This window comes from Kutzneria viridogrisea DSM 43870 (genome assembly GCF_000525635.1).
Taxonomy (GTDB): Bacteria; Actinomycetota; Actinomycetes; order Mycobacteriales; family Pseudonocardiaceae; genus Kutzneria; species Kutzneria viridogrisea.
This window is the reverse complement of the sequence record NZ_CP007155.1, coordinates 1,965,763-1,990,691: the sequence shown is the minus strand read 5'-3', so window position 1 is coordinate 1,990,691 and position 24,929 is coordinate 1,965,763. Positions and strand designations below refer to the sequence as shown.

21 protein-coding genes are annotated in these 24,929 nt (G+C 71.9%); 7 read left to right on the top strand and 14 right to left on the bottom strand.

All coding sequences use genetic code 11. The features are described from left to right. Nucleotides 1–58: 58 nt before the first annotated feature. The 8 genes from KALB_RS08975 to KALB_RS08940 are packed head-to-tail and all read right to left on the bottom strand — an operon-like array spanning nucleotide 59 to nucleotide 9,893. Nucleotides 59–1,603, bottom strand: a complete 1,545-nt coding sequence (locus tag KALB_RS08975; protein ID WP_025355387.1) for a class I adenylate-forming enzyme family protein — start codon at nucleotides 1,601–1,603, stop codon at nucleotides 59–61. Continuing rightward, the gene (locus KALB_RS08970) at nucleotides 1,600–3,000 is read right to left on the bottom strand and encodes a CoA transferase (RefSeq protein WP_025355386.1); all 1,401 of its coding nucleotides are present in this window, start codon (nucleotides 2,998–3,000) and stop codon (nucleotides 1,600–1,602) included. Before KALB_RS08970 ends, KALB_RS08975 begins: the two co-directional genes overlap by 4 nt. Further along, nucleotides 2,997–3,773: a class I SAM-dependent methyltransferase gene (locus tag KALB_RS08965; RefSeq protein ID WP_063750763.1), complete on the bottom strand. Its 777-nt coding sequence runs from the start codon at nucleotides 3,771–3,773 to the stop codon at nucleotides 2,997–2,999. Before KALB_RS08965 ends, KALB_RS08970 begins: the two co-directional genes overlap by 4 nt. 10 nt (nucleotides 3,774–3,783) lie before the next feature. Continuing rightward, on the bottom strand, nucleotides 3,784–5,331 hold the full coding sequence (locus tag KALB_RS08960) for a class I adenylate-forming enzyme family protein (RefSeq protein ID WP_030111014.1): 1,548 nt from the start codon (nucleotides 5,329–5,331) through the stop codon (nucleotides 3,784–3,786). Nucleotides 5,332–5,342: 11 nt separating this feature from the next. Next, the gene (locus tag KALB_RS08955; RefSeq protein WP_030111015.1) at nucleotides 5,343–6,677 is read right to left on the bottom strand and encodes a protoporphyrinogen/coproporphyrinogen oxidase; all 1,335 of its coding nucleotides are present in this window, start codon (nucleotides 6,675–6,677) and stop codon (nucleotides 5,343–5,345) included. Beyond that, nucleotides 6,674–7,603, bottom strand: coding sequence for a UbiA family prenyltransferase (locus KALB_RS08950; protein ID WP_030111016.1), 930 nt, complete (start codon nucleotides 7,601–7,603; stop codon nucleotides 6,674–6,676). Before KALB_RS08950 ends, KALB_RS08955 begins: the two co-directional genes overlap by 4 nt. A 14-nt stretch (nucleotides 7,604–7,617) precedes the next feature. Next, nucleotides 7,618–8,730 carry a DegT/DnrJ/EryC1/StrS family aminotransferase gene (locus tag KALB_RS08945; RefSeq protein ID WP_030111017.1) on the bottom strand — a complete coding sequence of 371 codons (1,113 nt, stop codon included), beginning with the start codon at nucleotides 8,728–8,730 and terminating at the stop codon, nucleotides 7,618–7,620. Then, complete coding sequence (locus tag KALB_RS08940) at nucleotides 8,727–9,893, bottom strand: DegT/DnrJ/EryC1/StrS family aminotransferase (protein ID WP_030111018.1); 1,167 nt, start codon at nucleotides 9,891–9,893, stop codon at nucleotides 8,727–8,729. Before KALB_RS08940 ends, KALB_RS08945 begins: the two co-directional genes overlap by 4 nt. Nucleotides 9,894–10,096: 203 nt before the next feature. Between KALB_RS08940 and KALB_RS08935 the strand changes: the two genes are divergently transcribed. The 6 genes from KALB_RS08935 to KALB_RS08910 are packed head-to-tail and all read left to right on the top strand — an operon-like array spanning nucleotide 10,097 to nucleotide 15,609. After that, nucleotides 10,097–11,107, top strand: a complete 1,011-nt coding sequence (locus tag KALB_RS08935; RefSeq protein ID WP_236650207.1) for a Gfo/Idh/MocA family protein — start codon at nucleotides 10,097–10,099, stop codon at nucleotides 11,105–11,107. Next, nucleotides 11,097–11,933: a sugar phosphate isomerase/epimerase family protein gene (locus KALB_RS08930; protein WP_025355380.1), complete on the top strand. Its 837-nt coding sequence runs from the start codon at nucleotides 11,097–11,099 to the stop codon at nucleotides 11,931–11,933. The genes KALB_RS08935 and KALB_RS08930 overlap by 11 nt, the downstream gene beginning before the upstream one ends. Further along, complete coding sequence (locus tag KALB_RS08925) at nucleotides 11,930–13,177, top strand: M20/M25/M40 family metallo-hydrolase (RefSeq protein ID WP_025355379.1); 1,248 nt, start codon at nucleotides 11,930–11,932, stop codon at nucleotides 13,175–13,177. Before KALB_RS08930 ends, KALB_RS08925 begins: the two co-directional genes overlap by 4 nt. Next, entirely contained in the window at nucleotides 13,174–14,241 is a 1,068-nt protein-coding gene (locus tag KALB_RS08920; RefSeq protein WP_025355378.1) for an Ldh family oxidoreductase, read from the top strand. The genes KALB_RS08925 and KALB_RS08920 overlap by 4 nt, the downstream gene beginning before the upstream one ends. Beyond that, nucleotides 14,238–15,146, top strand: coding sequence for a Gfo/Idh/MocA family protein (locus KALB_RS08915; protein ID WP_025355377.1), 909 nt, complete (start codon nucleotides 14,238–14,240; stop codon nucleotides 15,144–15,146). The genes KALB_RS08920 and KALB_RS08915 overlap by 4 nt, the downstream gene beginning before the upstream one ends. Next, nucleotides 15,139–15,609: a DUF6917 domain-containing protein gene (locus KALB_RS08910; protein WP_025355376.1), complete on the top strand. Its 471-nt coding sequence runs from the start codon at nucleotides 15,139–15,141 to the stop codon at nucleotides 15,607–15,609. The genes KALB_RS08915 and KALB_RS08910 overlap by 8 nt, the downstream gene beginning before the upstream one ends. On the opposite strand, the gene KALB_RS08905 is transcribed toward KALB_RS08910, so the two are convergent. From KALB_RS08905 to KALB_RS08880, 6 genes are all read right to left on the bottom strand, one after another. Next, nucleotides 15,570–16,103 carry an EF-hand domain-containing protein gene (locus KALB_RS08905; RefSeq protein ID WP_025355375.1) on the bottom strand — a complete coding sequence of 178 codons (534 nt, stop codon included), beginning with the start codon at nucleotides 16,101–16,103 and terminating at the stop codon, nucleotides 15,570–15,572. The two genes, KALB_RS08910 and KALB_RS08905, sit on opposite strands and share 40 nt — an antisense overlap. Before the next feature lie 40 nt (nucleotides 16,104–16,143). Then, the gene (locus KALB_RS08900) at nucleotides 16,144–17,394 is read right to left on the bottom strand and encodes a nucleotide sugar dehydrogenase (RefSeq protein WP_025355374.1); all 1,251 of its coding nucleotides are present in this window, start codon (nucleotides 17,392–17,394) and stop codon (nucleotides 16,144–16,146) included. A 23-nt stretch (nucleotides 17,395–17,417) separates the two neighbouring features. Continuing rightward, nucleotides 17,418–17,729 carry a hypothetical protein gene (locus tag KALB_RS08895; protein WP_025355373.1) on the bottom strand — a complete coding sequence of 104 codons (312 nt, stop codon included), beginning with the start codon at nucleotides 17,727–17,729 and terminating at the stop codon, nucleotides 17,418–17,420. Nucleotides 17,730–17,964: 235 nt separating this feature from the next. Further along, entirely contained in the window at nucleotides 17,965–19,551 is a 1,587-nt protein-coding gene (locus tag KALB_RS08890) for a S53 family peptidase (protein WP_025355372.1), read from the bottom strand. 85 nt (nucleotides 19,552–19,636) lie between these two features. Beyond that, complete coding sequence (locus KALB_RS08885) at nucleotides 19,637–22,444, bottom strand: ATP-binding protein (protein WP_025355371.1); 2,808 nt, start codon at nucleotides 22,442–22,444, stop codon at nucleotides 19,637–19,639. Between the two features lie 240 nt (nucleotides 22,445–22,684). After that, complete coding sequence (locus tag KALB_RS08880) at nucleotides 22,685–23,353, bottom strand: hypothetical protein (protein ID WP_035977205.1); 669 nt, start codon at nucleotides 23,351–23,353, stop codon at nucleotides 22,685–22,687. Nucleotides 23,354–23,716: 363 nt separating this feature from the next. Between KALB_RS08880 and KALB_RS08875 the strand changes: the two genes are divergently transcribed. After that, nucleotides 23,717–24,388 carry a hypothetical protein gene (locus tag KALB_RS08875; protein WP_025355369.1) on the top strand — a complete coding sequence of 224 codons (672 nt, stop codon included), beginning with the start codon at nucleotides 23,717–23,719 and terminating at the stop codon, nucleotides 24,386–24,388. Nucleotides 24,389–24,929: the final 541 nt, after the last annotated feature.

Below are 24,929 nucleotides of genomic sequence, written 5' to 3'. Positions count from 1 at the left end.
GGTAGACTGGAGCTGGGGTCGCCCCCCGAGGAGTGGTGGGGGGCGTACGGAGTGGGTGTCAGCGTGGGACCAGTGTGGACTCCGTGGCGAGGCGGGTCAGGGTGCGGCGGCACACCTTGCTGGTCGGGGCGAGCGGGAACTCCGGCAGCACCAGCAGCAGTTCGGGCAGCTTGCGGGGTTCCAGGCCGCGGGCGCGCAGGAAGTCGGTGAGCTGACCGAGGTCGGGCGGCTGCTGCCCCGGCCTGATCGTCACGCAGGCGCACATGCGCTCACCGAGGTCCTCGTCGGGCACCGGCACGCAGACGACCTCGCCAATCATGGGATGGGCGGCGATCTCCCGCTCCACCTCGGCGGGGCTGATGCCGTAACCACCGCGCACCACCACGGTGCGCAGCCTGCCGAGCACGTGCAGCCTGCCCCCCGAGTCGAAGCGGCCGCGGTCCCCGGTGCGCACCCAACCGCCGGGCAGCCGGTACGCGGAGTCCAGTTCGGGCGCGCCGAGGTAGCACAGCGGGGTCATCGGGCCGCGCGCGCAGATCTCCCCGTCGATGATCCGGATCTCGGTGACGGTGTGGTCCGGCACGCCGACCCCCTGCTCCGGGTGGGCGGTGTGGCAGTTGACCCCGTCGGAGGACCCGTAGATGTTGATCAGGTCCACGCCGAACCCGCGGCGCACGCGGTGCACGGTGTCGGCCAGCAGCATGTCGGAGCTGGAGACGACGGCGCGCAGCGAGGCCAGGTTCGCGTGCACGGGCTGGTCCACCATGCGCCGGAGCATGGTCGGCACGGCGAACACGTGGGTCGGGCGGTGCGCGGAGATCAGGCCCAGCGCGTGCTCTGGGTGGAACCGGCGGGTCAGGACCAGCGTTCCGCCGAGGCAACACAGGGTGATCGCGACGCCGAACGAGCCGTAGGAGGAGGCCAGCGACACGAGCAACAGGTCGCGGACGACCGGCTCCCCCCGGTGCACGGCGCGGATGTAGTTGGCGCGGCCACCGGCGAAGGCGTTGTGCGAGTAGGCGACGATCTTCGGCGCGGCCTCGGAGCCGGAGGACACCAGGAACCGGGCCGGGGCCTCCGGATCGACCTGCGGTGCCCGCCAGCCGGGATCCGGTTCGGGCAGCACCGCGGGCAGCACGAACACGGCGCGCAGGTGCGGCAGCCGCCCGCTGATCATCGGGACCTCGGACTCGGCGTCGACCAGCGCGACACTGGCCCTGGACCGGCCGAGCAGGCTCAGGGCGTCGGCGGTGCCCCGGCCGGGCGGCACCGGCAGCGCGGCGGCGCCGATCGCGGCGACGGCCAGTTCGGCGACCACAGCGTGCCGGCTGTTGTGCATGTGGGTGGCGATGATGTCGTGCGGGCCGAAGCCGTTGCGGGTCAACAGGGTTGCCAGCCTGAGCACCTCGTGGTGCAGCTCGGCGTACCCGAGGTCGCCCTGGTCGTCGATCACGGCGACTCGGCTGGGCCAGCGGGTGGCCTGTTCTCGGAACAGCGAGTACAGGTCGCGGTCCGGGCAGTGGCCCTGCTCCACCCACTGCCGCCGCAGGGCGACGGGCACGAGGTCGCGGAGGGTCACACCGTTGGTGGAGGTCCAGGTCATGTAGAGAACTCCCAGGGAGAACAGGGGAAGACGCAGCCTTCACGCACGAGCGCTGCGGCGAATCGGGGGTCGGCGGCCAACTCGGTCAGGTCGGTGCAGATCGGCACCTCTGGTGAGGACGTGCCGAGCGGGCCGGAGCTCAGCCGCACGGCCGCGGACAGCAGCGAGGAGTCGACCCGGCTCCCCTCGCCGGTGAGTGCCTTGTGCAGCAAGGCGTCCAGCACGCCGTGCGCGCAGACCAGGCCGCCGAAGATGTCGACGACCGTCATCAGCGAGGGTGTTCGGGCGGCGAGTCCGCTGTGGGCCTGCACGAGGTAGTCGGTGCCCAGCGGTGGGTCGGCGCCGAACTCCTGACCCCAGCCGGAGGCCCAGGCGTACACGATGCCGGGGCTGACCCGTGCCAGGTCCCCGGCGTCCAGTGCACGCTGCTCCGCCTTGCCCGGGGCCCAGTTGTGCAGGAACACGTCAGCGCCCGCGGCCAGTTCCAGGACCTCGGACCGGCCCTGGGCGGTGTTGAGGTCGATACGCAGCACCTGCTTGCCCCGGTTGACCGCCAGGAACCGCGCCGAGCAGTCACCGGAGATCGGCGGCGCACCGCGCAGCAGGTCGCCGCCGGGTGGCTCGATGCGGATCACCTTGGCGCCCAACAGGGTGAGCAGGTGACCGGCGAGTGGCCCCTGGAGTCGGCGGGTCACCTCCAGCACGGTGATCCCAGCGAGCGGGGCGGTTGCGCTGGCGGCCGGAAGTGTTGCCGTCCCAGGCAACGGGGTCAACCGGTAGGCGGGAATGCCTGTGGGCGAACGACTCAGGACGCGGACGATGCTCATCCCGGTGTGGGCGGCGACCTCCCGCAGGCACGCGAAGGGGAGTTCACCGACCAGGTCGACCAGCTTGCCGGGCAACGGACAGGTCGCGGTGGCGAACCGATGCAGGAACGACTGCCAGCCATCGCGCACCGCGATCGGTTCCGCACACAGCACCGACCAGAAACACTGCCAGACAAAGGGGTCCAGGGACTCGATCTCGAAGCGAACACCGTCGGAGGACACGAAGGGCGGTCCACCCGGCAGCAGCGGCTCGGGCCGGTCGTCCCCGGCGGTGGCGGCGGCCAGGTACTGGGAGATCACCAGCAGGGCGGCCTGAGCGACCGAAGTGGACACGGAGTCGAGCGGATTCCCCCTGATACGGGCGATCTTCGCGGCGAGCACACCCTGGTCGAGCAGTTCCTCGGCGACCAGCGTGGCGTAGTCCAGGGCCAGCCGGGTGGGCTGCCCGTACCGGCGGCCGTGCACGTGCATGATGCCGCAAGCGGCCTGCACGTCCGCCTCCCCGTGCAGCGGCAGGTCCACCGGCCCGGCCCAGGTCAGTCTTGTGTGGACGGTGTCGAGGACCTTCACAGCGGGCGCCTGCCGTGCACGGAGTACATCACGGTGGAACTGGCGCGGAACCGCTCGTCGGCCAGCAGCGCACGGACCTCGGCGAGGTCCTGCTCGGTCATGCCGGCGGCGATCAGCTTGTCCCGCAGGTGGTGCGTGTGGTTGATCTGCAACCGCACACCCGGCGAACCGGCACGCCACGGGTAGACCACCGGCAGCGGGTCGACCGCCACAAATCCCGCGGCGGCCATGGCCCCGGCGACCTTGCGGCCCCACGTGCCGTCGGCGCCCGCCTCGGCCAGCAGCACCTCCTTCGCCGCCTGGAACGCCTCGTACAGCTCGGCGGCACGCCGGTCGGGCGAGAGCAGCACCGGGCAGTAGCCGATGTCCGGCTCGTCCAGTTGCAGCCATCCACCGGGCCTGAGCGCACGAAGCAGCTTGCGCAGCACGGCATCCCGCTCGGGCAGGTGCATCAGCACGAGCCGGGCGTGGATCAGGTCGAACTCACCGTCCGGCAACGGGTCGTGCACGACCTCGTGGGTGTGGACGTAGGGACGGATCGGCCTGATGTCGGTGGCCAGCACGGAGCCGGTCGGCCCGACCCGGCGGACGAGCCAGTCCGCCACGCTGCCACCGCCCGCACCGATCTCCCAGCAGCGCCAACCAAGTGAGACTCCAGTCTCAGCAAGCCGGGAGCAGGTGAGCGCGTCGTAGCACTCGGTGAGGTAGCGGTGCTGGTCGACGGCGTGCACGTAGTCGTTGTCGAACACGTAGCCGGTTCTTGTTGACGTCACGGCGATCCCCTCAGGTCCAACGGCCGGAGCCGTGCGTTTCGGCGCGTCCGAGCAGCCTGGTCAGCAACTCGAGCCTGCGCACCTTGCCGGTGCCGGTGCGCGGGACCTCGGGCCAGGTCACTGTGTGCGGCTCGGCCAGCGCGGGCAGGTCGGCCACGGCCAGGCACCAGCGGTCCCGGTCGATCCGGCCGTCCTCGGTCACCAGCACCGGCAGCGGAAGTCGGCCGGTGGCGCCGAGCACCACGCACTCGACCACCTCGGGCAACCGGTCCTCGATCACGTCCTCCAGTTCCAGGCAACTCAGCCCGGGGATCGTGTCGACCTCCCTGTCCAGCAGCAGCAGGGCGCCGGTCCTGGTCAGCACGCCGAGGTCGCCGGTGTTCCACCAGGGGCCAATCGCCTTGGCCCGCCAGCGATCCTGCTCGCCGACGTAGCCGGTGCAGCGGGCCGCGGTCCTGGTCAGCACCAGCCCGGGTGTGCCACGGGGCAGCGGCCGGAAGGTCACCGGGTCGACCACGCGCAGCCTGGGGCCGCCCGGCAGCGGCCTGCCCAGGTGCCGGGTTGTCGGGTGCCGCGAGCGCGCGGCCAGCGCACGGCGGGTCAGGAACCGAAAGGTGATCGGCCCGGTCTCGGTCTGCCCCCAGCCCTGCATCCACAGTGGACGGTCACGCTGCGAGGCGGCCAGCAGGGTGCGCACGGCGGGCGGGTGCATCGCGTCGTAGGTGCTGACGTACAGGCGGACCGCGCGGAACGGGTTGTCGCGGCTGGCGGCGAGGCGCTGCCAGCGCACGTACGCCGAGGGCAGGGCCTCCACCGTGGTGGGCGGGTGCTCGGACAGCACGCGTGCCGCGATGGCGGGGTCGTGTTCGCTGAGGATGGCGATCTTCCTTGGCGCGGCGGAGAAGACGGCCGCGGTCCAGCAGAAGGTGCGGCCGTGCGCGTAGGAGCTGGCGTTGGCCACCGTGTCGTCCCTGCGCGTGCCCACGACGGGCCAGCGGATCGACTCGGGCCGCGCCAGGGTGTCGATGATCGTGCGGGTGGTGTGCACGACGAGCTTCGGGGCGCCGGTGGTGCCCGAGGTGTGGTTGACGACCAACGGCTCGTCGGCACCACGGCGCCGGACCGGTGGGCTCGGGGTGCCGCGCAGGTCGTCCAGCGCGGTCGCACCGGGCCAGGGCTCGCCGAGCGCGAGCACGCGGCGGGCCGATCCCGCGGGCAGCGGGCGGTCGGTCAGCACGACCGCGGGCTCCAAGCGCTTGAGCAGCGACTCCAGGGCGCCCTCGGGCAGGTGACCGGAGATCAGCGCGGGCAGGGCGCCGATGCGTATGGCAGCGCAGGCGATCAGGTCGTAGTCCCAGTGGTTGCGCTTGACCACGGCGACGCGGTCGCCCGGCCCCGCGCCGAGCGCGGCCAGGCAGCCCGCGAGCTCGGCGGTGAGCTCGGCCAACCGTGTGACGGTCAGCGCCGTGCCCGCCTCCGGCGCGATGTCCAGCGGACGGTCCAGGTGCAGCACGGTGTGGCTGCCCCGATCCGCGCACTGGTCGAACAGGGTGCCCATGTCATGTGGCCTCACACCCGCTGCCTCCCCGGTTGTGTTGTCCTGTCGAGGATCCGGCTCGCCGCCAACTCCCCCGCGCACACCGCGCCCTCACTGCTGGGGCGCAGCTTCACCCAGTCGCCCGCGTAGTCCACGACGCCGCCGAGCCGCGACTCGAACCCGGCGCGCAGGCCCAGCGCCCGCGGTGTCGCCTCGGGTAGCCCGTACCGGATCCGGCTGACCATCGCGCGGGTCGTGGCCTCGCGCAGCCCCGGCACGTAGTGCTCCCCCGCCTCGGCCAGCCGCGTGACGATCTCCTGTTCCGGCGCGTCCAGCAGCTCCGGCACGACCGCCGGGTTGGCGATCAGCGTGACTAGCCCGCAGCCGTGCGGCACGCGGGACGGGTGCTTGACGTGGTCGAACATCACGGTGCAGACGGTGGGGTCCTCGACCGGGGGCACCAGCAGGGCGTAGATCCGCCCGCCGCCACGCGGTGCGAGCCGACGGTCCAGCAGGTAGTGGGCCTTGACCACCGAGGTGAACGAACACGCTTGCAGGAAGGGGAGTTCGTGCTCGGGCGGATTGGCGTGCAGGGCCAGCGCCACCGGGGCGGGCACCGCGAGCAACACCGATCGGGCCCGGATCTCGTTGTGCTCGAACAGGATCCGCGCCGAGTCACGGTCGGCCACGACCTGCCGCACGGGGCTGGACGTGCTGAGGTCCACCTGGTCGGCGAGTGCCCGTGCGGGCGTGTCCATGCCCTCGACGTAGGTGCGCCACCGCGTGGCGGGCCCGACCGCCGCGAGCAGGCTCAGGAACGGGGCGACGGCGCTGCGGTGCGGGTCCCAGCCGAAGAACGCCGCCACCACCGGGTGGAACAGGTACTCGCCGAGGTCGCGGTGGTACCGGCGGGCCAGGTCGGCGACGGTGGCCGAGCCGAACGGGGTCGCCTCGGGCCGGTGCGGGTCAAGGCGGTGGCGCGCGGCCAGCGCCATGATCCGGAACAGGTCCCAGCGCGCGGCCAACGGCAGACCGGCACCGGTGAGCAGGCCGCGCGGCCGGGCCACGTCGGGGTGCGCCCTGTCGTGGCGCCACATGCCGATCCCGCCCTCGATCCTGGGCGCCCGCGAACGGTCGATGCCCAACTCCGCGAGCAGCCGCCAGGTCGTGTCGTAGCCGCGCTCTGGAACCTGTTCTGCCCCGGTGTCCACGAGGTAGCCCGCCGACCTGATCGTGGCCATCCGTCCGCCGATCCGGTCGGTCGCCTCGAACACGCGCACCGAGCGGCCCGCCGCGCGCAGCCGGTGCGCGGCCGTCAGCCCGGCGATGCCCGCGCCGACCACGGCCACGTCGATCTCGGCGGTCACCGGATCACCACCAGGTCGAGGACCACCAGCAACAGCACGGTGAGCCGGTGCACGTGCACTCCGAGTTTGCGCGCGCGCAGGATGTCCCCGTGCACGAAACCGGTGCGCCACTGCCGCATGCGCAGGACGATCATCGGCAGCATGGCCAGCGGGAACCACCACGGACCGCCCACGAAGGGCGCGAGCAGGATCAGCGCGGTCTCGGCGGCGGACACGGCGCCCACGAACAGGGCGTTGCCCCGGCGGGAGGTCAGCACCGCGACGGTCGGGCGGCCCACCTGCCGGTCGCCCTCGATGTCGTTGGTGTTGGAGTAGACCCCGAACAGCAGCGGCCCCAGCCCGAAGACCAGTGCCTGCACGAGCGCGAAGCCCTCGAACCGCCCGGAGGTCAGCCCGTACGGGACGAGCACGACCGACCAGCCCAGTGCGGCGAGGAAGAACTCCTGGAAGCCACGGTAACTCAGCTTGACGCCCCAGGAGTACTGCACGGCGAACACGAAGGTCACCGCGGCCAACAGGACAGTCCACAGTGGAGTGTGTGGTGCGATGACCGTGGCCGCGATCCACAGCACAGCACCGAGCACGCCGGTGATCCAGGCGAAGCGCAGCACCTGCTGTTCGGTCAACGTGCCCGCCACCAGGGGTTTGCGGGCCAGCCGGCGGCGGCGGTCGTCCGGGGCGTAGTTGGCGATGTCGCTGCCGTCCCGGTACCCGGTCAGGTCGTCCAGGGCAACCATCGTGACCATGACCAGCACCTCGCCGAGCAGGAAGACCAGCAGCACCACCAGGATCTGCGGGTCCAGCCGCAGCGCGGGCGCGAGCAGCGCCCAGACCAGCAGCGGGCTCAGGTAGTAGTCGAAGATGTCCAGCTTGGCCAGCCGGAGGTACGCGGTGCGGTCGCGGGACAGGTGGGACACGGGCTGCATGGCTGTCTCCTCCATCAGGCGAACCGGCAGACGGTGTCGGCGATGTGCTCGACCTGCGCGTCGGTCAGGTGCGGGTAGATCGGGATGGACAGGGCCCGGCGGCACGCGCTCCGCGCGGCGGGCCAGCGCCGCCCGGCGGGCGCGAACTCGGCGAACGCGGGCTGCTCCGGCAGCGGCCGCGGGTAGTAGACGTGCGAGTCCACCCCGTGCCGTGCCAGGTGGCCCTTCAACTCCTCACGCCGGTCAGCCAGCAGCGAGTACACGTAGTAGCAACGGCCCTCGCGTCCGGGCGGCGGCGCGAGCACCCCGCGGTCGGCCAGCGGGGCGAAGCGCTCGGTGTAGTACTCGCCGATCCGCGCGCGGCGCTCGACCCGCTCCGCCAGCCCGGCGAACCGGTGCACCTGGAAGGCGGCCATGATCTCGTCGAACCGGCTGTTGTAGCCGATCACGTGGTGCACGAAGCGCTGGCCGGGGCGCTGCCCGTGGTTGCGCAGCGAACGCACGGCCGCACCGAGTTCGCGGTCCCCGGTGACGACCATGCCGCCCTCGCCGGGCATGCCGAACACCTTGACCTGCACGAAGGAGTAGACCCCGGCGTCACCCCAGGTGCCCGCCGCCCGCCCGGCGAGGACCCCGCCCTGCCCCACGGCGGAGTCCTCCAGCAGCCGCACGCCGGCGGAGTCGGCGATCTGCCGCATCGCGGGCATGTCGGCCATCACCGAGAACATGTGCGCGGGCATGATCACCTTGGTGCGCGGGCCGATCAGCTTGTCCACCTCGGCCGGGTCGGCGACCAGGGTCCACGGGTCCACGTCGGCGAAGACCGGGGTGGCGCCGAGCAGGGCGGGTGCCGCGGCCAGCGGGGCACAGCCGAAGGCGGGCACGAGGACCTCGTCGCCGGGGCCGACCCCCATCGCGCGCAGCACGAGCATGAGCGCCGTCGTGCCGCTGCCGCAGGCGATGGCCTCGGCGGTGCCGACCGAGTCGCGCAGCAGGGCCTCCAACCGCGCGGTGTGCTCGCCGAGGATGAACTTCTGCTCCGGGGCGAGGGCGATCCGCCGCACCAGGTCCAGCAGCAGCTCGCGGTCGGACTCGAACAGGTCCGGTGGGAAGAACGGCAGTGTCACGCGGCCCGCCCCAGGTAGAACCGGCGCATCGCGGCGCACACCCGGTCCACGTCCTCCAGGGACAGGTCCGGGTAGAGCGGCAGGGCCACGCTCGTCCGGCAGGCGGCCTCGGCGTTGGGGAACTCACCCGGCCGGTGGCCCAGTTCGGCGAAGCAGGGTTGCAGGTGCAGTGGGGTCGGGTAGTACACCTCAGTGCCCACCCCGCAGGCCGTCAGGTGCTCGACGAGCTGATCGCGGCGGTCGACCTCGACCACGTAGACGTAGAACACGCCCCGCACCTGCTCCGGGCGGCGCAGCACGCGGGGCAGCCGCCGGATCCCCGGCAGGCCCGCCAGCCGCTCGGTGTAGGCGGCGGCCAACTCGGCGCGGCGCTGGATGTCACGGTCCAATGTGGACAGCTTGGCCAGCAGCACGGCGGCCTGGATGTCGTCCATCTTGCTGTTGAACCCGGGCATGCCGGTGGCGGAGTTGATGCCGGGGAAGTTGTCGATCGTGCGCCCGAACCGCCCGTGGTGGCGCAGCGCGGACACGACCTCGGCCAGCTCCGGGTCGTTGGTGAGCACGGCGCCCGCGTCGCCGAGCGCGCCCAGGGTCTTGGTGGGGAAGAACGACAGCACGCCGCCCGCACCGAGCAGCCCGGCGTGCGTTGCGCCGTAGCTCATGCCGATGGCCTCGGCGCTGTCCTCCAGCACGGTCAGCTCGCGGCGGGCGGCGATCGCCAGCAACGCGGTCATGTCGGCGGGCTGGCAGAACAGGTGCACCGGCATCAGGTAGCGCGTGCGGTCGGTCAGCACGGACTCGACCGAACCGGGATCGAGGCAGTAGCCCTCCGGCTCGATGTCGGCGAACACCGGCCGTCCCCCGGCGAGCACCACCGAGGAGGCCGTGGCGACGAAGGAGAACGCCGGCACCACCACCTCCTGCCCCGCGTCGAGCCCCGCGGCGAGCAGCAGCAGGACCAGCGCGTCCGTTCCGCTGTTCACCCCGATGACGTATTCGGCCCCGGTGTAATCAGCGAGCGCACATTCGAGTTCGGCAACCTTGCGGCCATGTGAGTATTTGCCACTGTTCATGACATCGACGATGTGACGCCGCGTTGTCGGCCACTGTTCCGCGAATCCGGATGCTTGCGTAAAGAAGGACACCCCAGCCCCCGAGGACATGCACACCTCCCGATCTACCAGCGAATTCGAGAGTAGGACAGTCCCGTTCAATTCCCGAGCACACCTCGCGTGTTCACTCTTCCTGGTCAACCATCGGATGCCAGGATTGACAGGGCACAGGCCAGGAGGACACCGTTAATGGCGGTCAATTCCGAGCGCTACTCCATTTCAGTGACGGGGCCGAGAAATTGCAGACACTCGTTGTGGGGCTCGGCAGGGCCGGGGCGGGGTTGCACCTGCCGGTTCTGGCGAAGGCCAGGACGGCAGCCACACACCTGTTCGCCGACCGCCCCGTGGTGGCGTGCGACCCCAGGCGCACGCTGGCCGACCGGCCGGACCTGACCGTGACCTCCACACTGGAGCAGGCCGAGCGGCAGGTGGACCCGGCCGACACGGTGGTGCACGTGTGCACCCCGCCCACCGTGCGCACTGAGCTCATCGGGCAGCTGGCCGGGTACGGCTTCCGCCGGATCATCGTGGAGAAGCCCCTGGCCACCGACACCGACGACCTGGCGCGCATCGTGCGGCTGCGGCGCAGGCACAACCTGCACATCGAGGTGGTGGAGCCCTGGCTGACCAGCGCGCTGACCAAGCGGCTGCACGGCCTGCTGCGCGAGGGCACGCTGGGCGAACCGCGCTCGCTGACCATCGTGCAGAACAAGCCCCGGTTCCGGCGGTCCCTGCTGACCAGCGGGCATCCCACGGCCTTCGACGTGGAGCTGCCGCACGGGGTGGCGCTCGCGCTGCGGCTGGCGGGCAGCGCCCGGGTCACGCACGCACTCGGCAGCGACATGGCCGTGGGTGATCTGCTCATCCCGCGAATGGGTGGGGCGCAGGTGGGATTGCGGCACAACAGTGGGGTGCGCACAAGGATCGAGTCCGATCTGACCTCGCCGGTGCGCGAGCGGCGGGTCACCCTGGAATTCGAGCGGGGCACCGCCACCGGCCACTACGCGGTCGGCGAGGACGACGAATACGCCCAGCTCACGGTGACCGTCAACGGGCACGCCGAACACCGCGTGCTGCGCGACGATTCCCTGACCACCTGGATGTTGCAGGCCTACCGCAATTTCCGCGTGGGCACCGAGCACGCGGGGCAGTCCTTCTCCTTCGCCGCCGACGTGGTGCGCACCCTGTCGGTGGCCAAGAACATCTGCGCGGAGCCCGTGGTGCCCGACGCCCGGGGCGAGCGGCTGACCCGGCATGCCGGTTGAGCGGCGAGCCGTGCTGGCGGGCATCGCGGACGAGGCGGGGCACGGGCTGCGCACCCAGATCTCGGCGATCCGCGCGCTGGGCTGGGGCGGCATCGAACTGCGCTGCGTGGACCGGTTCCCGGTCGCGGAGCTGGACGAGCACCGATTCGCCCGCGTGGTCGAGGAGCTGGCCGCGGCCGAGCTGCACGTGGTGTGCCTGGCCTCGCGGATCGGCAGCTGGGCGCGGCCGATCAGCGGGCCGTTCGACCTGGACCTGACCGAGCTGGACGTGCTGGCGCGGCGGTGTGCGGCGCTCGGCACGCGTTACGTGCGGGTCATGTCCTACCCCAACGACGGCCTGGACGAGGCGCAGTGGCGCGCGCGGTGCGTGGATCGCCTGCGGGTGCTGGCCACGCGCGCCGAGGACTCGGGAGTGACGCTGCTGCACGAGAACTGCTCCGGGTGGGCGGGCACCAGCGCCAAGCGCATGCTGGAGCTGCTCGACGCGGTCGACAGCCCGGCGCTGCGGCTGCTGTTCGACACCGGCAACGGCATCCCGCACGGCTACGACGGGCTGGCGGTGCTCAAGGAGATCGTCGAGCACGTCGCGCACGTGCACGTCAAGGACGCGGTGGGCAGCCCGGCCGAGCACAGCTACACCCTGCCCGGTGCGGGCCAGGCCCGGGTGACCGACTGCGTGAGGTTGTTGCGGGACAACGGGTACACGGGGGCGTGGTCGCTGGAGCCGCATCTGGGCCTGCGACCGCACGAGCCGGGCGAGCTGGCGGCGGACGCCCCGCAGCGGTTCCTCGCCGCCGGGCGGGCGATGACCGAGCTGCTGCGATGAACCGCGCCGACCGGGACCTGTTGCTGGGGCTGCTCGAACTGCCCACGGCGGGTCCGCTGGAGACCGACGGGCCGGTACGGCTGTGGCAGGCGATGCACAGCTACGCGTTGGCGGCCAACGGGATCGGCTTCGAGACCGTCCGGCTGACCACGGCCACCACGACGGCGGCACTGCGACCCGACGTGCCGCTGCCGGTACGGGAGGCCGTGGCGCGGGGACCGGAATTCCTCGCCGCACAGCCAAGTCTGGTGCTCCGCCTGGGTCCTGCCAAACCCGCCGTGATGTTCAACGTGCACCTGGACACCGTGGCCGGGGCCGAACCTGTGCGCTACACGGACGGGCGGTTCCACGGCCGCGGCGCGATCGACGCCAAGGGGCCGGCCGTCGCGCTGCTGGCCGGGGTCCGCCATGCCCTGCTGGCCGAGCCCGCGCTCGGCCGCGACGTGGGTGTGCTGGTGCAGGCGGTGTCCGGCGAGGAGGGTGGGGCGCTGGGCACGATCGGCACCCGCCCGCTGGTCGAGGACGGGTTCTTCGGTCGGCTCAACGTGTTCTGCGAGCCGACCGGGCTGCGCTGGCTGAGCCGGTGCACGGCGGCGATGACCGCCAGCGTGCGGGTGGCGGGTCAGGACGCGATCGACGACCAGCCGCACGTAGGGCACAACGCGACCGTGCTGCTGGGATTCCTCGCGCAGCACCTGGGCGCGGCGCTGACCGGCCAGGTCCCGGACGGGCAGGTCTGCGTCGCGGGGCTGCACACCGGGCGGCTGCACAACCGGGTGTACGGCACGGGCGAGTTGCTGCTCAACCTGTCCTACGGCTCGGCGGGCTCGGCACAGCGGCTGACCACGCTGCTGGAATCGGGGCTGCGCGAGGGTTTGGCCGAGTTCCGCGCGCGGTTCGCAGACAGCCCGGTGTACCGCCGCACCGCTGTGGAGGCCGAGTCCGTGACCCGGCTGAACTGGCTCAAGCGGGGCCTGCCCGCGCTGGACTGCCGGGACTCGTGGGGCGAGGCGCTGCTGGACCAGGTCGTGCCGCGTTGGCCCGAGCACGAACCCGGCTTCACCTGTGACGCCATCTGGCTGGCCGGGGTGCCCGGCACCTGCACGGTGGTGCTCGGCCCCGGGTCGCTGGCCGCCAACAACGCGCACGCCGAGGGCGAGTTCGCCGACGAGCGGGAACTGGACCGGTTCGCCGAGGTCGTGTGCGAGATCCTGATCAGGTTCGCACGGAACGGAGTGGCATGAACGACACGGTGCTCGTGCCGCACAGGACGCTTCTGTCCACTGTGGCCGGTGTCTTCGCCGAGCGCGGGCTCGCCCCGCGGCGGGCCGAGATCGCCGCCGAGGCCCTGTGCCACGGCGATCTCACCGGGGTCAGCTCGCACGGGCTGGTCAACCTGACCCGGCTCTACCTGCCGCTGTTCGCCGAGGGCAGGACGGATCCGCTGGCGGAGTTGGAGATCCTCAACGACCTGGGCGCCTGCCTGCACGTGGACGCGCACGAGGCGCTCGGGCTGTGGGCCGCCGCGGAGGCGGTGAAGATCGCCACCGAACGCGCCAGCAGGTTCGGCCTCGGCCTGGTGTCGCTGCGCCGCGCCACGCACATCGGCTGCGCGGGCTACCACGCGTTGCGGGCGGCGCGGCAGGGCATGATCGGGTTGATCGCGTCCAACTGTGGCGGCCAGCGCATCGCTCCCCCGCCCGGCGGGCTCGCCGCGATGCTGGGCACCAACCCGCTCAGCCTCGCCTGCCCCGCCGGTGCGGGCCCGCCCTTCGTGCTGGACATGAGCACCACGGTCGTGCCCACCGGCCGGATCCGTGCGGCGGCACGGGCCGGTGATCCGATACCCGCGGGCTGGCTGGCCGGCAGGGATGGCGAACCGGTCACCGACCCCGCGGCGCTCGACCGGGGGGAGGCACACCTGCGCTGGCTCGGCGGCAGCCCGGAAACCGGTTCGTACAAGGGGTTCGGGCTCGGACTGCTGGTGGAGGTGCTCGCCGCGCTGCTGCCCGGCGCGGCGCTCGGGCCGGTGTCGGACAGCGGCGGCCGGGACGAGGACATCGGTGTGCTCGCGCTGGTGATCGCACCCGAGGTGCTGCGGCCGGGCGGCTCGTTCGCCGCCGACTCGGCCAGGCTGTTCCGCGCGCTGCTGGACTGCCCGCCGGTCGACCCCGCGCAGCCGGTGCGCTACCCGGGCTGGCCGGAGGCGGAGCGGGCCGCGCGCAACCGGGTGCGGGGAATCCCCTTGCCCAGGGCCCTGTTCGAGGAACTCAGCGCGCTCGCGCCGGAACTGCGGGAGGTCGGGTGATCCGCCTGGGGGTCGTCGGGCTCGGGGTGATCTCACGGTTCTACCTGGCCGCGATCGCCGCACTGCCCGACTGCGAGCTGGCCGCGGTGTGCGATCCGCACGGGGAGGCGCTGGACCCGTTCCGGGACAAGGCCCGCTGCCACGCCGACCACCGCGAGATGCTCGCCGGGGGTGGGCTGGACGCCGTGGTGGTGACCGTGCCCAACGACGTGCACCTGGACGTGTGCCGGGACGTGCTGCACGCGGGACTGCCGGTCTGCGTGGAGAAGCCGCTGGCCACCACGCTGGAGGACGGGGCCGAGCTGGCCGCCGTCGCACGAGACCGGAGTCTCACCTTGTTCACGGCCTTCCACCGCCGCTACAACAGCAACGTGCTGGCACTGCGGGAGGAACTGGCCGGTGCGGGTCCGGTCGAGTCGCTGACCGTGCGGTACCTGGAGCGGATCGAGGAGCACGTCGGCCGCGACCGCTGGTACCTGGATGCCGCGCGCTGCGGCGGCGGGTGCGTGGCGGACAACGGCCCGAACGCGCTGGACCTCGTGCGCTGGCTGCTCGGCCCGCTGCGGCTGACCGGGGTGCGGATCACCCGCGATGCCACGGGGATCGACCGCCAGGCCGTGCTGGAGCTGCACGGGTCGTGCCCGGCGCGGGTGGAGCTGGACTGGTCCTATCCGGGCGAGTGCAAGGACATCACGGCGTGCCTGGCCGACGGGACCGAGCTGCGCGCCGACATGCTCGGCGGCTACCCGGGGTTCAAGGGCTCGCTGTGGCACGAGTACGAGGGCGTGCTGCGGGACTTCCTCGGTGCGGTGCCGCTGGGCGCGAGGTGGGATGACGCGGGGCTCAGCGCGTTGGCGCTGGTGGACCAGGTCTACCGAGTGGAAGGGAGCCAGTCGGGTGCTTGAGGACGGGCCGAAACGGGCTGTGCGTACGACCGTGGTGAAGGTGCTGGTGCACCAGCGGCGGGACCGGGGCATGAGCCTGGAGCCGCACGCCAGCCGCTGCGTGCGGCAGGGCGAGGTGCACGAGTTGGTGACCACCGACCACGCGGAGACCGCGCCGGGCTCGCGCATCGACCGGGTGGGTTTCCTGGGCTTCGTTGAGGTGGGCAACGCGGGTGTGCTCGACCGCGGGGACCAGGTGTGGGTCGACGGGGTGTTCGTGGGCACCGTGCTCGGCTTCGACGCCTGCCACTTCCCCAACCACTACAACGTCCTGATCCACACCGTGGCACCGGTCACCGGACCGGACCTGGGGCTGCTGCCGGAGGACGTGGTGGTGTTCGCCCCCGCCACGGTCCCGGCGGGGGCGAACGGCACATCGGCGGGTCAGCCCAGCAGCGGCACGTCCAGCGTGCCGAAGTGGTAGTCGCGCACGGCCTGCACGAGCTCGTCCACGCTCAGCTGCCCGTCACCGTTGGTGTCGATGGCGCGGAACGACTCGACGGCCGACGACCGGTCCACACCCACGGCTTCCAGCCACTTGTGGAACTCCTCGGGGTTGATCTGACCGTCACCGTCCACATCGCACAGACCCACGATCGCCGAGATGGTCGGCCGCACCACGCGGCTGAACCCGGCGTCGCCCTCGGCGAACAGCTGCGCCTGGACCACCTCCTGGAACTGGTCCACCGACATGCTGCCGGCGGCGCCCACCCCGGCCTTGTCCGCCAGGTAGTCGTACATGCCCGCGAAGGCGTCCTTGAGCGCGCGGGCCTGCGGGGTGCTCGGGTCCTCGCCGAAGGCGCTGACGATGCGGTCGGCCTCCGACAGGTAGTCCGCGCGGTCGACCTGGCCGTCACCGTTGGTGTCCCACTTCTCGAAACGCTTGCGCAGCCGCTCGTTCTTCACAGCGGTGGTCATCGGGTTTGTCCTCCTGTTGTGTGTGACGGTGGATCGGTCCTCAGAGCCGCGACACCGCGTGCTCGCCAGGGACCCGGCCAGTGGTGTCCAGCAACAGGCGCGCCGCCCTGGCCAGGTGTGCGGGCCGGTACGCGCTGTGCGGGGTGAGCAGGATCGCGAGGTCGGCCGCGTGCAGGGCCGTGTCGAGCTCGTCGACCGGGTGGGCCACCGCGTCCAGCGCGGGCACCGCGCCGACGAACGGGTCGTGGTAGTGCACCAGCGCACCGCGCCCGGCCAGCTCGGTGGCGATGGGCACCGCGCGGGTCTCCCGCGTGTCGGGCACCTCGGGTTTGTAGGTCACGCCGAGCAGCAGGATCCTTGCCCCGTCGAGTTTCCTGCCGAGCAGTCGCTCCGCTCGACTGACCACATAGGACGGCATGGCCGCGTCGACCCGGCGCGCCGCCCGCACCACACCCAGTGGGAAGCCCGCTCGTTCCGCCCGGTCCAGCAGGTACATCGGGTCCACCGGGATGCAGTGCCCGCCGACCCCGGGCCCCGGTACGAAGGGCGCGAAGCCGAAGGGCTTGGTGGCCGCGCAGTGCAGCACGTCCCAGACGTCCAGGCCGATCTGGTCGCAGAACACCGCGATCTCGTTGACCAGCGCGATGTTCACGTAGCGGTAGGTGTTCTCCAGCAGCTTGGCCATCTCCGCCTCGCGGGTTCCCCTGGCCAGCACCACCGAGTCCACGAAGCGGCTGTAGAACGTGGCGCACTGCTTGGCGCAGCGCGGGGTGTGCCCGCTGACGACCTTCGGCGTGCTGCGCACCCCGTACGCCCGGTTGCCGGGGTCGATCCGCTCCGGGGAGTAGGCCAGCAGGAAGTCCTCGCCCGCGACCAGCCCCGTGCTCTCCAGCACCGGCCGCAGCACCTCGTCGGTGGTCCCCGGGTAACTGGTCGACTCCAGCACCACCAGCGTGCCGGGCCGCAGGTTGGCCGCCACGGTGGCCGCCGCGGCCCGCACCGCGCCGAGGTCGGGCCCGCCGCCGGGGTCGAGCCCGGTGGGCACGCAGATGACGACCGTGTCGGCGCCACGTAGCACCGAGGGATCGGCGGTGGCGGTGAACCCGTTGGCGCGCATGGAGTTGAGCTGTGCCTCGGACACGTCGGGCACGTGTGAACGCCCCTGCTGAAGGCCCTCGACCACCGAGGGGTCGATGTCGAAGCCAGTCACCGACAGGCCCGCGGCACAGGCCGCGGCCGCCAGCGGGAGCCCCACGTACCCGACACCGACCACCACGGCGTCGACCGGCATGAGCGTCCTTTCCTCGCGGGGCTTCACTCTTCGGTCTGGAAGCTGCCCGAGCCGGGTACCACGTGCGAGCCGAAACCCGGGTTGACATCCAGCGAGGGCGACAGGCAGAACGGGTCGGCGTAGATCTCCACCGGGGTGTCGGTCTGGTTGACCAGCACGTGCGCCGCCAGCGGTAACTTCTTGCAGCCCTTGGGGTTCTCCCACACAGTCAGCGGCACGTACTCCAGCTCGAAGACCAGGACCCTGCCGGTCGCGGCCTTGGCCGAGGCCGTGGCGGGCGCCAGCAGGGCCGCGCCCACGAGCAAGGCGGCAACGATGGCGGTGACGCGGTTCATCGGATTCCTCCCGCACGATTTGCGACTGTCCGCAACGTAACAGTCACTCAGCGCACCGAGGCCGTACCGCCTCGATGTCACTCGTGCAGGTCGTCCCGGTGCGGGGCCATTCATCCGAACGGCGGCGGGACGGGTGTCAGGCCGTCAATCCCGGTGACCCACAAGGCTGACGTGCCATGAAAGTGCCGTTCACTGCGTCCAGCGCAGTGAACGGCACTTTCATGGCACGTCAGGGCTACCTGGTGATGCCCGCGGTTGCGATCTTGTTGGCGTCCGGGGTACCGATGCCGGTCACGAGGTCGAAGCCGGACTTGGCGCTGTAGCCACCGTTGCTGCCGCTGGAGATGTCGTGGTAGTTCGAGGCGGCGATCGAGTACAGCTTGGGATTGGCCCAGCCCAGCCCGGACTTACCCTTGGCCTTGGCGTCCTGGTTGTAGACCGCGGCCACCCCCGCCCAGATCGGCGCGGCCCCGGAGGTGCCGTACACCGAGGTCCAGCTGCCCTGGCTGTAGACGGAGATGCCGGTCGGACCGCCCTGTGCGGAGACATCGGGCACCTGGCGCTTGTTCGTGGTGCCGATCTTCACCCCGCTCTGGAAGCTGGGCAGGGCGAACACCGAGGAGTAGCCGCCGCCGGAACCGTTCCAGCCGGTCTCCTTGCTCCAGGCGTTGCCGGAGGTGACGGTCAGGTTGGTGCCGCCGACCCCGGTCACGTACGGGTCGCTGGCCGGGTAGTCCACGGTCTTGCTGCCGTCGCCGTTGTCGTCGGAGCCGCTGTCCCCGGAGGCGGCGAAGAAGCTCTGCCCCTGGGCGGCACCCTGCTTGAGGATGTTGTCCACGGCCTGGATGCCGGAGGTGGTGCGGCCCTTCTCCGACAGACCCCAACTGATCGAGGTCACCGGGATCCCGCTGGCCACGATCGCGTTGGCCAGGTCCACCTCGCCCTGGTCGGAGTTGGGCGCCTCGAACACCTGGATGGCGGCCTTGGGCGCGATCGCCTGCACCGCCTCGATGTCCAGCTCCACCTCGACCTGGCCGTTGCCGATCGGGCCCGAGCCCCCGCTGACCTGCTTGACCACCGGGGTGGGCGAGCCGGTCTTGTAGTAGTTGTCGTAGGCGGTGATGTTGGACTGCTGGTAGCCGTCGAACTCCCACAGCGCCACGGTCTGCCCGCTGCCGTCGTAGCCCGCGGTGGCCAGCGGGGCCACGTCGTAACCGCCCTTGAGCTGGGTGGGCGTGTAGCCGCCGCCAGGACCGTTGTGCGGGGCCACCTTCGCGTGGTGCGCGCGCACCGAGCGGGTGCTCAGCCCGGCCACGTCCAGCACGCTGCCCGCGATCGCGCTGGGCAGGTGCGGCGCGGCGGTGTTGGCGTAGAAGCCGCGGCCGGTCCTGCCGTCGCGGTAGTCGGCCAGGGTGGTGCCGAAGGCGCGGGAGACCGCCTCGGCCGGTCCGCTGGCGTCGACCACGAGGTGGTTGTCACTGACCGAGTCCACCGAAAGTCCTTGTCCACGAAGGTAGTCGGTGACCTTCGCGACCTCGGTGGAACTCGGCCCGTACCGGTCGGTGAACTGCTCAGGTGTCAGGAAATGACCGTATCGTGGCGAATTCGGGTCGCTGACCTGGGCGATGACCTGGTCCAGCTCGGCGCCGTTGCGCAGGTTCAGACTGACCGCGACCGAGATCTTCTGCTGTGCGGCAACGGTTCCGGTCCGCACGACCTCGGGGCCGAACGGGCTGGCGGGTGCGGCGAGCGCGACCGGCGCGGCCACCGCGGCCACGGCTACGGGTGCGATCAGCGCACCGAGGATCCTCAGTGATTTCACGAAGTTCTCCGCAGGGTGTGGGGATCGGGACAACACCCAAGCTATTGGCCCGATCCCCGCACCGTTAGCGGGGAAACCCTTGTGCTCACCCGGCCTGACTGCGCAGGGCCACCCGTTCGGGCTCACCGATCGCGGGCTCGGGCAGCACCTCCATGGCGCGCACCAGTTCCGTGCGCGAGCGGACCCCGAACTTGCGGTAGATCCGGGACAGCGTGGCCTCCACGGTCTTCACACTGATGAACAGCGCGGCGGCCACCTCGCGGTTGGTGGAGCCCGCGCGCACGAGCTCGGCGACCCGTTGCTCGGCAAGGGTGAGCTCGGCCGGGGCCTGCTCGGCGCGCACCTGAACCCCGGTCCGGTCCAGTTCGTCCCGGACGCGCTCCGCCCAGGGCACGGCCTCGATCGCCGCGCAGACCTCGTACGCCTCGATCAGCGCCGAACGCGCGGCGGCCCGCCTGCGGCAGCGGCGCTCGACCCCGGCCAGGGCGATCAGGGTGCGCGCCCGGTCCAGCGGGACGGGCAGTGCGCGTTGCCGGTCGGCGATGGCACGCAGTGCGGCGGCACCCTCGTGCTGCTCCCCCAGCGCGACGGCGAGCAGCGCGCGGGCGCGGTCCAGGTTGGCCAGCACGCTCGCCCTGCCGAACTCGCGGGCCCGCTCACGGGCGGAGTCGATCAGCGCGGCGGCCCGCTCGGTGTCCCCTGTGGACACCAGGGCCTCGGCCAGGTCGGCGTGCCAGCGCACCACCGCCGGGTCCCGGATGTCCATGGCAGCGCCCAGGTCCGCGACCTGGCTCAGCGCGCGCACGGCGCCGGGGGCGTCACCCGTGCTGAGCAGGATCTGGCCCAACACGGCCAGGTTGCGCATCAGGAACAGCTTGTCCCCGTCGGCCTCGGACTCGCGGGCCCCGCGCCGCGCCAGCGCCGTCGCCGACTCCACGCTGCCGCCGGTGGCCTCCGCCAGCGCCGCGGCGAACAGCGCGGGCGCGCAGCTGACCCCCGCCTCGGAGAACAGCTGGATCGCCCGCCGGGCGGTCTCCAGTCCGCCGCGGCACTGCCCGGCCCTGGCCTGCGCCTCGGCCAGGGTCACCATGACGGCCACCGCGTCCTCCACGGCGGCGCTCTCCTCCACCTTGCGCAGCAACGGGATCAGCCGCTGCGTGGCCTGGGTGTACCGGTCGGCGTAGAGCTCCACGATCGCCTGGAGGCGGGCGGGTTCCCACAGGCGGGCCGCCGGGTTGGCCTCGGCCAGTTCCAGCGCGCGGGCCAGCGTGGGCCGCGCCTCGGGGTCACCGGTGAAGGTCAGCAGGTGGGCGAGGCGGGTCAGGGCACGCACGGCCGTCACCGGGTCGCCCGCGGCATCGGCCAGCCGCGCGGAGATACGGGACTGCTCCACCGCCTCCGCCGTGCGGCCGATCAACAGCGCGCGGCCGGCCGCCCACATGCGCATCGGCGCCTCCAGCGCGGGATCGCCCGCGGCGTCGGCGACCCCGTCCTCGATGAGCGGGCTGAGCACGTCCAGCGCCTGGCCCGCGTTGCGCAGCAGCACCAGCCTCGCCCGCACCCGCAGTCGCGGGGAGCGCGCGTCGGCCAGCACCGACTCGGCCGCCGTGCGCGCCTCCACGCGCAGGCCCGCGTCGCAGGCGTGCTCGGCGGCGGCGAGTCGGCGCTCGGCCCGCACTTCCTGGTCGTCCCAAGGGGTTCGGTCGGCGGCCATGCTGGCCAGTTCGGCCGCGGTGACCGGGGCGCCACGGCGTCGCGCGGAGGCGGCCGCCGACATCAGCGTGCTGGCAACGGGTTCGTCCTCGTGCGGCTTGGCCAGCGCCAGGTGGCGGGCCTGCTCCACCGGCTCGCCCACCACCTCGGCCAGCCGGGCGTGCGCCTCGACCCGTTGGTGTGCGGGCACTTCCGCGTAGATCGCGGCCCGGATCAGCGGGTGGCGGAACCGCACGATGCCGTCGTCCCCGGTGCGCGCGAGCCCGCACCGGTCGGCGGCGGCGAGATCGCGGGCCGCGTCCGGGTGGCCCGCCGCGCGCAGCAGGGTCAGGCTGGGGCGGGTCGCCACGCTGGCCAGCAACAGGGTGGCCTGGGCCTGCGGGGACAGCTCGCCGAGCCGGTCCAGCAGCAGGGCACGCAGCCTGCGCGGCACCGGCAGCGGGCTGCCCGGGCTCTCCGGGGCGCCCGCGCGCAGCACGGCACGGCCCAGTTCCAGTGCGTAGAAGGGGTTGCCGTCGGCGACCTCGTGCACGCGCGCGACGAGGCTGTGCGGCAGCAGGCGGCCCGTGTCGCGCAGCAGCAGCCGGGCCACGTCGCGCGGGCTGAGCGGGGGCACGGCCAGTTCGGTGACCTCGGGCGGGCACAGGTGCCGGTTCGCGGGCTGCTCGCGCTCGGGCACCCGCTCGGCGGCGAGCACCCGCACCGAGGTGCCCGCGGTGCGGCGGGCCACGAAGGCGAGCACCTCGGCGCTGGGCGGGTCGACCCACTGCACGTCGTCGATCACCAGTACGACGGGGTTGGCGGCGGAAAGTCGTTGCAGCACTTGCAACACCGCCATCCGCACGCCGAGGCGGCTCTGGTCGGAGCTGGGGTGTTCCCCACGCAGCAGGGCGGCGTCCAGCGCGGTGCGCAGCGGGGCGGGCAGTGCGGCCAGCGCCGCGTCGCCGACCTCGGCGAGCAGGTCGATCAGGCAGACGAAGGGCAGCTGGGAGTCCGACTCGTCGGGGGCACAGCGCAGCACGGCGCAGCCGCCCTCGGCCAGTTCGGCGGCGAGGGTGGACAGCAGGGTGGACTTGCCGATGCCCGCGGGACCGCCGAACAGCACGCTGCCGCCCGCCAGCAGCTGCGCTCTGGCGCTGCGGAGCAGGTCGCCGCGACCGACCGGGCCGAGTTCGTTCACGTGGTACCTCGACTGCAGGGGCGAGAAGGCACTCAGGTCTATTTTCGGCGTACCCACACGGTCCGGATAACCGGTATTCGTGTGAGCCGCTACGCGATACGGCCTACGACTTTCGTCGGTACCGCACCAATTCGGACAACGATGTCCGCACCGGAAACCGCAGGGTGGCGGCGGTGATCGCTCAGCAGGCGCAACAGGGACAGGCACCCGGAACTGTGCACAACCGTGGTGTTCGCACTGTCATGGATCAACCACACCGTGTGGTTCCGGCTTTGTCAACGGCCTCCCACCTGACGGATGTGGACCATTGCCCAATGGCCTCGGCGGGCGGGTGACATAGGGCACACACAGCCGCACGAGCACCAGTCCCGGGGCGATCAGCGGCACCACGGCGGACAGGGCGGCGGCGGTGACCCCTGCGTGCAGCACGTCGCGGGGCATCAGCACGATGTGCCGCAGCACGAACGCGCGGCGGCCGGGCAGCGAGACCAGCAGCAGCACCAGCACGAAGGCGCCCAGGGCCAGCACGGCGCGGTTGACCGCCGAGCCGTAGCCGATGCCCTCGGCGGCGGTCATCACCGCCAGCCAGCCCAGCAGCGCGGGCAACTGGTTGCGCTCGGTCGTGGAGGACCAGAGCAGTCCGCCCGCGATGGCCAGCGCGCCGAGCGGGCCGTGCCTGCGCTCGTCGCGCAGCCACTGCGTGATCGCGTCCAGCCAGCGGGAGGGCACGTCCGCCCAGCCGAGGCCCAGTCTCAGCACGTCCAGCGGGGAGCGGCCGTCCTGCTGCACCTGGCCGACGATCCAGAACAGGGTCCACAACGAGAGCAGTGCCGCGGCGAACAGCTGCCACCTCGGCCTGCGCACCGCCACCTGCCAGAGACGGACCAGTTCCCGCCGCCTGCCCTGCATCGCCAACTCCCCAGTCCGCGTACCGCCCCCTCGATGGTGAAGCGCGCCGGGCGGGTCGGCAAGAACGCATATGGTCGAGGGCGTGTCGAGGTTGTTGTACACGCACGGTGATGGTGGTCACCGTGGCCTGCACCGGGTGAGGGATGCGGGAACACCACGCGCACCGCTACCGTTGTAGGCAGTGGTTGGCTGGTACGTGTCCCCCGGGCCGCATCTAATCAACCGGTGCGAAATACCGTACGGCTGGAGTCGCATCGTGTCCTTCGCCGAGAGGCGACCTACCAGTCGGCCACAAGAGGGCGGGTTCCTCCGGGAGCCCGCCCTCTGCTGTCGGCAGGCGCTTTCCAGGTGCACGATGTCCGCGTGAACGACGAGGCACTGCCCGCGTGGCGCCAGCGGACCGCGACCGAGCACCGCTGGCCGGTGGCGCTGGCCATCCTGCTCGCGCTGGGGCTGCAACTGCCGTTGCCCGACAAGCTGAACTTCCTGCCGTCCTGGCTGCTGCCCGGTCTGACCACGCTGCTGGTGGTGCTGGTGGTGGCCGTCAACCCCGGCCGGGTCGGCCGCTACGAGCGGCTGGAGCGCTCCATCGGGCTGGTGGTCGCCGCGCTGGTCAGCTTCGGCAACGCCGTCAACGGGGTGCAGCTGGTGCGGCACATCCTCGACGGCTCGCTCGGCGACCAGGCCGGGCCGCTGCTCAGCAACGGGGCCTCGGTGTACGTCACCAACATCATCGTGTTCTCGCTCTGGTACTGGGAGTTCGACCGCGGCGGGCCAGCCGTGCGCGCCAGCGGGGTGCGCGAGTACCCAGACTTCCTGTTCCCGCAGATGAGCAGCCCCGAACTCGCCCCGCGCGACTGGGAGCCGCGCTACCTGGACTACCTGTACCTGTCGTTCACCAACGCCACCGCGTTCAGCCCCACCGACGTGATGCCGCTGCGGACCTGGGCCAAGCTCGCCATGCTCGCCCAGTCGGTGATCTCCCTGCTGATCGTCGTCCTCGTCGTCGCCCGCGCCGTCAACGTCCTGCACTGAGCCCGCGGCACCCGCTCGCCCCACCTCCTGTGTCATGAAGGTGCCGTTCGGGACGTTCACCGCCGCAAAGGGCACCTTGGTGACGGGACGGGGCCGCCCACCGCTGGCTCCCCGACCCAACGCCCGTGCCATGAAGGTGCCGTTCAGGACACTCACCGCCGCGAAAGGCACCTTCGTGGCGGGACGGGGCCGCCCACTACTGGCTCCCCGACCCAACGCCCGTGTCATGAAGGTGCCGTTCGGGACATCCACCGCCACAAAGGGCACCTTCAGGACATGGCGGCGCGGGCCTGAGCAGGCTCGCCGGGCCCGGACCCGGACCCGTGCTCGAGACGCGCCGCGAAAGGACCATTCGCTGCGTTCAACGCAGTGAAAGCCACCTTCGCGGCGGCTGCGGCACGCTCACCGCCGCGAAAGCCACCTTCACGCCATGCCCCGGGCGGGACTCGCGCGCAGGAGAGCGGGACTCGCAGATACCGAAGTCTCGTCCCCCACCACGCAATCGGGGTCCTGGGCGGCGCCCCGGCGTGGGGGCCGTGCC